The 7,102-nt window shown below is 51.5% G+C and carries 8 protein-coding genes and 1 pseudogene; 7 read left to right on the forward strand and 2 right to left on the reverse strand.

The features are described from left to right. Positions 1-113: 113 nt before the first annotated feature. Together AO268_RS30985 and AO268_RS30990 are read left to right on the forward strand one after the other, a co-directional pair. Positions 114-1,013 (forward strand): annotated as a pseudogene (locus AO268_RS30985) (HAD-IC family P-type ATPase); the annotation flags it as partial. Positions 1,014-1,124: 111 nt separating this feature from the next. Beyond that, entirely contained in the window at positions 1,125-1,325 is a 201-nt protein-coding gene (locus AO268_RS30990) for a heavy-metal-associated domain-containing protein (protein WP_074321237.1), read from the forward strand. A gap of 30 nt (positions 1,326-1,355) precedes the next feature. Here AO268_RS30990 and flgB read toward each other — a convergent pair whose 3' ends face one another. After that, complete coding sequence (gene flgB, locus AO268_RS30995) at positions 1,356-1,769, reverse strand: flagellar basal body rod protein FlgB (RefSeq protein ID WP_076963049.1); 414 nt, start codon at positions 1,767-1,769, stop codon at positions 1,356-1,358. A gap of 385 nt (positions 1,770-2,154) precedes the next feature. Here flgB and AO268_RS31000 point away from each other — a divergent pair, with 385 nt between their 5' ends. The 5 genes from AO268_RS31000 (at position 2,155) to AO268_RS31020 (ending at position 6,377) form a co-directional block, all read left to right on the forward strand. After that, the gene (locus AO268_RS31000; protein WP_032856636.1) at positions 2,155-2,361 is read left to right on the forward strand and encodes a co-regulatory protein PtrA N-terminal domain-containing protein; all 207 of its coding nucleotides are present in this window, start codon (positions 2,155-2,157) and stop codon (positions 2,359-2,361) included. A gap of 178 nt (positions 2,362-2,539) precedes the next feature. Beyond that, a complete protein-coding gene (locus tag AO268_RS31005) occupies positions 2,540-4,453 on the forward strand; it encodes a copper resistance system multicopper oxidase (RefSeq protein ID WP_038444665.1) in 1,914 nt (637 codons plus the stop codon). Positions 4,454-4,465: 12 nt separating this feature from the next. After that, positions 4,466-4,711, forward strand: a complete 246-nt coding sequence (locus AO268_RS31010; protein WP_099170805.1) for a hypothetical protein — start codon at positions 4,466-4,468, stop codon at positions 4,709-4,711. Then, positions 4,683-5,747, forward strand: a complete 1,065-nt coding sequence (locus AO268_RS31015; protein WP_038444668.1) for a copper resistance protein B — start codon at positions 4,683-4,685, stop codon at positions 5,745-5,747. The genes AO268_RS31010 and AO268_RS31015 overlap by 29 nt, the downstream gene beginning before the upstream one ends. Positions 5,748-5,909: 162 nt before the next feature. After that, positions 5,910-6,377: a DUF411 domain-containing protein gene (locus tag AO268_RS31020; protein ID WP_017341649.1), complete on the forward strand. Its 468-nt coding sequence runs from the start codon at positions 5,910-5,912 to the stop codon at positions 6,375-6,377. 319 nt (positions 6,378-6,696) lie between these two features. Here AO268_RS31020 and AO268_RS31025 read toward each other — a convergent pair whose 3' ends face one another. Beyond that, the gene (locus tag AO268_RS31025; protein WP_038444670.1) at positions 6,697-6,879 is read right to left on the reverse strand and encodes a DUF1289 domain-containing protein; all 183 of its coding nucleotides are present in this window, start codon (positions 6,877-6,879) and stop codon (positions 6,697-6,699) included. Positions 6,880-7,102: the final 223 nt, after the last annotated feature.

Consider the following 7,102-nt stretch of genomic DNA (forward strand, 5'->3'; position numbering starts at 1 on the left):
GTTGCTGCCTGCCTTAAGGGTGGCCGGATGAGCGTGGAATGGGTGGCCGGATCATCGTGGAATCAGTGGCCGGATGTTTATGGAATAGGTGGCCGGATGGCCGTGGAATCCGCAGTGTGGACGCCACACCAGATTTCAACCCACACGATGTTCTTCAACTGGCCGCTAGCCTTGATCAAGGCAGCGAACATCCTTTGGCGCGCGCCATCGTCGACCATGCCCGAACTGAAAATATCGTGCTCACCAAACCTGAATCGTTTGAGTCCGGGTCTGGGATTGGAGTCAGTGGCCTTGTTGATGGCAAGAAGGTACAGCTGGGCAACACAGCACTGATGGACGCTGCCGGTGTAAGCACTAAGGTCTTACAGTACCGTGCAGAGTTGTTGCGCCTTGAAGGCATCAGCATCATCTATCTAGCAGTTGACGGGGTTCTGGCAGGATTACTGGCGGTCTCAGATCCGATAAAACCGACCTCCAAAGAAGCAGTCACCAAGCTTAAAGCTGATAACGTAAAAATCATCATGGCCACCGGAGACGGGCTCACCACCGCACGTGCTGTCGCCAAGGAGATGGGTATTGAAGAGGTTCATGGAGAAGTTAAACCTCAGGACAAAGAGCGCCTGGTGGCGGACCTCCAGCGATACGGTCGAAAGGTTGCCATGGCCGGCGACGGTATCAACGACGCACCGGCCTTAGCGCGTGCAGATGTGGGCATTGCCATGGGTACAGGGACTGATGTCGCGATGAATAGCGCTCAGCTCACGCTGGTAAAAGGCGACCTGATGGGGATTCTACGGGCACGGGCACTTTCGGTTGCGACAGTAAAAAACATGCGGCAAAACTTGGGTTTCGCCTTCCTTTACAACTCAATGGGTATTCCCTTGGCCGCAGGCCTACTCTATCCGCTGACGGGGCACCTTCTGTCGCCGATGATCGCTGCGTTAGCCATGAGCGTCAGTTCTGCGTCAGTAGTTTTCAATGCTTTGAGACTGAGGAATACCCATATAGCTTGAGCGCAACCGTTGCTCGCTCCCCACAAAACATAACTCTTGACCTTACCGCGGTGTCAACGTTGATGCTGTCATCGCGGTGAAAAGAGACCGCTCAGCACAAGAGGTATAACCATGTTCGTCTTAAACGTATCAGGCATTGGTTGCGGTAGCTGCGTCAGCAAAATCACTAAAGCGATTCAATCGTTGGACAGCGAGGCTAAAGTTTCCGTGGATCGCGCGGCAGGTAAGGTAAGCGTTGAAAGTAGCGAAAACCCAGAGCAAGTTCGTAAAGCTGTCGAATCACTCGGTTTCCCATCGCAAATCAGCGCTTAAGGCGCCGATTTCATTGTTGGGTAAATTTTACTAATCACCTCGCAGAGCTTTAAGCAGCCCCTTAAATGCTCCGTTCAATCTATTAAAAGCGCTTTCAAAATGAATTTCGTTATCAGTAAACTTTGCCACTTCAAGCTGTGCATCCACAGTATTTTGATCAAGTGACGGTTGGTAAGGCGTGCTGTAAAACAAACCATCACCTTGACCATCACTTGCTAATTCGTTTGCGGCAATATGTTTTAGGTTTGTTGTTTTCAAAGAGAACGGAGAATCCAAGCCTCGTTTTGTCTGGCTGGCGAGCACAGCAGAAAACTCCAAATCTCTAGCCTTAAAGTTAGGAGTATCAGCGTTAGCGATATTATTGCTAAGTACCTCAGCTCTTTGGCTGCGATAAACTAACGCTCTTTCTGCGGAGCCAAGCGCTTTTTCAAAATTAATGCTCACAAGCGGCCACCTTCCGTCACGCTACTATTTCCCATTTTCACCTATATCAAACACTTATGTGTTGAATGTGGTGCGTCTGAGTCGGCTTATAACTCCGGTGCAAATTCAAAAAACGTCAAGCCCTGTGAAAGTGACCGAAAGCACAGAACACCGAACGGCTAAATTTTAGGAGCTTGATTTCAGCGAATTCCGACAATGGATAGACCATACGGATTAAGTACATCGCAGCTCAAGAGAAATATCGGAACCTGACACAACTGTAATATTGGCCTAAGCTGCCTGACAGGGAATTAGTCTTATAGTCCTATTGAGCCTTAAGCTCTTCCCTGAGCATCAACAACTTTGTTGTGGATTCAGGGGCTACCATCTATCAGAGGAAACCCAAATGAACCCTATCAAAACCTTGTTCGTCATCGCTGCTCTGACCGTATCTTCTTTTGCTATGGCTGAAGGCGGAGGTGACCGCACTTTCGAACGTATGGAAGCGGCCAGGAGTAACTCGATGGAATCGTACCAAGTAGCCCAAACGAAAAATGCCCAGCCTCCTGTCGCGGAAAGCAAAGCCAGGGCGATGGACCACAAAAATTGCTAAATATTTGAGCTACGCTCACAAGCTGACAGAAATGTAATCACTGTGGTGGTTTAAATGTGGCAATTTCTGAGCTCGCTTACCGTTTGAGTTCGTCTTTTGTAACGGTGAGTGAGTCTCATCCAGACAATTCATTTGTTGTTTCGCGCGGCTTCCCTTTTGACTGATTGGACATAACGGCATGCACTCCAAAACCTCTAGGCGGACATTCGTGAAAGGCTTGGCCGCTGGTGGCATTCTCGGCGGCCTTGGCCTTTGGCGCACTCCTGTATGGGCGGTGACAAGTCCTGGTATGCCGAGCGTACTCTCCGGTAACGAATTTGATCTGTTTATTGGTGAAAGCCCTGTAAACATCACAGGCTCGCCTCGCACAGCTATGACCATCAACGGATCATTGCCCGGACCGTTGCTGCGTTGGCGTGAGGGGGAGACCGTCACTCTGCGTGTAAAAAACCGTCTAGACCAAGACACATCAATCCATTGGCACGGGATCATCTTACCCGCCAACATGGACGGTGTGCCTGGCTTGAGCTTCCATGGCATCGCACCCGATGGCATGTACGAATACAAATTCAAGCTTCATCAGAACGGAACCTACTGGTATCACAGCCACTCGGGTTTGCAGGAGCAGGCAGGCGTTTACGGTCCAATCGTCATCGATTCGAAAGAACCTGAACCGTTTCAATACGATCGCGACTACGTGGTGATGTTGACTGACTGGACCGACGAAGATCCCAGTCGCGTTATGGCGAAGCTCAAGAAACAATCGGGCTATTACAACCATCACAAGCGCACCGTCGGAGACTTCATAGACGATGTCAGCAGCAAAGGTTGGTCTTCGACGGTAGCAGATCGAAAGATGTGGGCTGAGATGAACATGAGTCCTACTGACCTCGGCGATGTCAGCGCGGATACCTATACCTATCTCATGAATGGCCAGGCACCCAACGGTAACTGGACTGGTATTTTCAAACCGGGTGAGAAACTCCGTCTGCGCTTTATCAACGGCTCCGCCATGAGCTATTTCGACGTCCGCATTCCTGGGTTGAAGATGACCGTGGTTGCCGCAGACGGTCAACATGTCAAGCCGGTGAGCGTCGACGAGTTTCGTATTGCGGTAGCTGAAACATATGACGTTATTGTGGAGACTGCTACTGATGAGGCTTACACCATCTTCGCTCAGTCTATGGATCGCACAGGTTACGCCAGCGGAACACTTGCAGTGCGTGACGGCCTAAAGGCACCGATACCTGCGATTGACCCACGTCCTATAGTAACTATGGATGACATGGGGATGGGCGGTATGGCTGGTATGGACCATGGCAGCTCGGGTGGAATGGCCGGCATGGATCACAGCAAGATGGCAGGGATGAACCAAGGTGACATGACCGGGATGACCGGCATGGACAGCGGTGACATGACTAACATGGCTGGCATGGACCACAGCAAGATGGCTGGCATGGACAAAGGCGACATGTCCAACATGGCTGGCATGGACCACAGCAAGATGGCAGGAATGGGCAGTGGCGATATGTCAGGGATGGCTGGCATGGGCGGTATGGGTGGAGAAATGCAGACTCACCCAGCCTCTGAAACCAACAATCCCTTGGTTGACATGCAAGCCATGAGTCCAACGCCAAAGCTGAACGATCCTGGCATAGGCTTGCGGAACAATGGTCGTCGAGTGCTCACTTACTCCGACTTGAAAAGCACTTTCCAAGATCCTGACGGCCGCGAGCCAAATCGCACCATCGAGCTTCACCTGACCGGTCACATGGAGAAGTTTTCGTGGTCGTTCAACGGCATCAAATTCTCTGACGCCGAACCGCTGCGCCTGAAGTATGGCGAGCGTCTGCGCATCACCTTGGTGAACGACACCATGATGACCCACCCCATCCACCTTCACGGCATGTGGAGTGACCTCGAGGATGAGAACGGCAAGTTCATGGTGCGCAAGCACACGATTGATATGCCACCTGGTACCAAACGCAGCTATCGAGTCACCGCTGATGCCTTAGGCCGCTGGGCATATCACTGCCACCTGCTTTTCCATATGGAAATGGGCATGTTCCGTGAAGTACGGGTTGATGAGTAAAGGAGACGATCTGTGAGCACATACCTAAATCGTAATTCCCTCGTGGGTTGCCTCTTTGCCGCTGTCCTGCTGAGTGGACTCTCGTCCACGGTGCTGGCAGAGGAAAATGGCAGCGATCATTCAACCACTGTTCCTGCTACAGCAACGGACAAGCCAGCAGCGGCAAACGATTCGAAGCTAGATCACGGGTCAATGGACCATAGCAAGATGAGCCATGAGTCGATGGATCATGACCAAAAAACCAAAAAGGCAGATTGAGATCATGACCAGTAAGTTTTTACGCCCAACGCTGATGGCACTTGCAGTCTCCACCGGTCCAGCATTCTTTTTTATGGCTCAAGCCGCTGAAGAGATGGATCCGTCGATGGCGATGCCATCAAGTGCGGACGCAAAGCCTTCAACTGCACAAAAATCCAAACCAGCCAAAGCGAAAGATGCCGCGATGGATCACTCCAAGATGGACCACGGCTCAATGGGAGCCATGGACCATAGCAAGATGGGGGCGATGGATCACAGCAAGATGAGCATGGATAACGGGCAAATGGACGGTATGGAAAGCATGGATGGAGGGGCGACTACCACAAGCCGAACCCCGATCCCCGTACTTACCGACGCTGACCGGGCCGCCGCTTTTCCAGACGTACCAGGCCATGGTGTGCACGATAAAAAAATTAACTCGTTCATCCTCCTGGATAAATTTGAGTACCAAGACGCTGACAACGGCAGTGCGCTGGCTTGGGATGCAAAAGGGTGGATCGGCGGTGACGTCGACCGCCTCTGGTTGCGTTCGGAAGGTGAACGTACAAATGGCGTAACCGAAAACGCTGAACTTCAGGCTCTGTGGGGACACGCCATCGGTCCATGGTGGGATGTCGTCACCGGCATTCGACAAGACTTCAAACCTGGGTCACCTCAAACCTGGGGAGCGCTCGGTATTCAGGGCATGGCCCTCTATAACTTTGAAGCTGAAGCGACTGCTTATATTGGTGAGAACGGTCAAACCGCTGCTCGATTTGAAGGCGATTACGACATCCTGTTGACCAATCGCCTGATCTTGCAGCCGACCGCCGAAGTAAACTTGTACGGGAAAAATGATCCTCAGCGCGGCATAGGATCTGGATTGGCCAACACCGAACTAGGCCTGCGGTTGCGCTACGAAATTACTCGTCAATTCGCACCCTACATTGGAGTTAGCTGGAATCGCTCATACGGTAAGACGGCTGACCTTGCCAGCGATGAAGGGGAAAAAACAAACGAGGCCCGATTTGTAGCTGGTATTCGGATGTGGTTCTAAGCGATTTGAGCACTAGCCCTACGAATTCTAATGATCGGGGAGTTAGCTCCCCGACTCTAGAGTAGATCCTTCAATGCAACCTTTGCAGCGGCATGAACGCTTGAGTGGGGTTCTATTGCTTCGTAGAACATCTCGCCGTCTCCAAGGGAAAAGGAAATATTCATGACAGGTAGCTTCCGACTTTCAAGTCGATCTCTGCGTATCGCAACATTCGCCGCGCTGTTCATTGGCTCAACGGCTCAAGCGGCGCAGGCCCTCACCATCGATGTGCATCGTGATGCAAACTGCGGATGTTGCAAAAAATGGATTCAGCATCTTGAGGCTAATGGCTTCACCGTCATCGATCATGAAGAAACCAACATGAGTGCTCTCAAACAAGATCTGGGTGTCGCTCCACGACTCTCGTCTTGTCACACCGCGATGATCAACGGGAAGTTTGTTGAAGGCCACGTGCCAGCTGAGCAAATAATTGCGATGAGTAAACGCGACGACCTTCTCGGGATCGCTGCTCCTGGCATGCCACCTGGTTCTCCAGGAATGGAAGTCGACGGAGTGCATGAGGCCTACCAGATAATCGGCCTGACCAAAGCTGGCACAGATCAGGTCATTGCTGAGTACCCTCAAAACTAATCCCACCACATCCCTCCCGTCACAGCATGGTCAGCGTTCATGACCATGCAGCGGGACATGCTCCTTCGATTTCATTCTCAAGCCATGGCTAAAGACGATCAACAGCCGTCGTAAAGGCATGCTTGTGCCTAATCAGATAACCCCGAACAGCAGTCCTCAATAAGAATTTGAGATGACCCCATCCTCCGCATGCTGACAAGCACTGCGCAGTTGATCGCGATAGTGTTAAGTTCGGAGATGGCGTTGCACCCTCAGCGCACCTTCCCGAATCAGGACATCTGTCTCGGCTGAAACAGTAGAAAACGTAAATGACGGTGGCTTAAGAGTTCTTTTTTTGAAGGCTCTTCAGACGCAGGGCCGCGCGTTGTACAGCGGCCATTTTTTCTGGACGCTTCATTCGTTTCCATTTTCTGATGTCTTCCTTGGTGCGACCGCAGCTAACGCACAGTTCGCTGTTCAGCTGGCAAACAGAAATACAGGGATTTTCGATGTCCTTGGCCATTGTTCAATTCCTCGTCGAACTTATGCGTGCTGCGGGTTCATTGCTAAGCCAGAACGATCTGATCAGGTGAGTCAGCGCCCAACTTGGTGCGGTACTCAACTGTCAGATGAGTGATCTCATGAACCGTCGCAAGGTATGCGTCCGGCCAACACACCTTCCTGACCCCGACGCCAAAGGCGATGGTGTCCACCTAATTTAAGTGGACACCATTTCTAGCCTTTTA

The organism is Pseudomonas sp. ICMP 8385 (assembly GCF_002699915.1).
Lineage (GTDB): Bacteria > Pseudomonadota > Gammaproteobacteria > Pseudomonadales > Pseudomonadaceae > Aquipseudomonas > Aquipseudomonas gessardii.

Coding starts and splice junctions, on each gene's coding strand:
- AO268_RS31015 (WP_038444668.1), top strand. CDS start 4,683: ATGACCAAAAAACCAAAAAGGCAGATTGAGATCATGACCAGTAAGTTT.
- AO268_RS30990 (WP_074321237.1), top strand. CDS start 1,125: ATGTTCGTCTTAAACGTATCAGGCATTGGTTGCGGTAGCTGCGTCAGC.
- AO268_RS31020 (WP_017341649.1), top strand. CDS start 5,910: ATGACAGGTAGCTTCCGACTTTCAAGTCGATCTCTGCGTATCGCAACA.
- AO268_RS31025 (WP_038444670.1), bottom strand. CDS start 6,879: ATGGCCAAGGACATCGAAAATCCCTGTATTTCTGTTTGCCAGCTGAAC.
- AO268_RS31000 (WP_032856636.1), top strand. CDS start 2,155: ATGAACCCTATCAAAACCTTGTTCGTCATCGCTGCTCTGACCGTATCT.
- AO268_RS31005 (WP_038444665.1), top strand. CDS start 2,540: ATGCACTCCAAAACCTCTAGGCGGACATTCGTGAAAGGCTTGGCCGCT.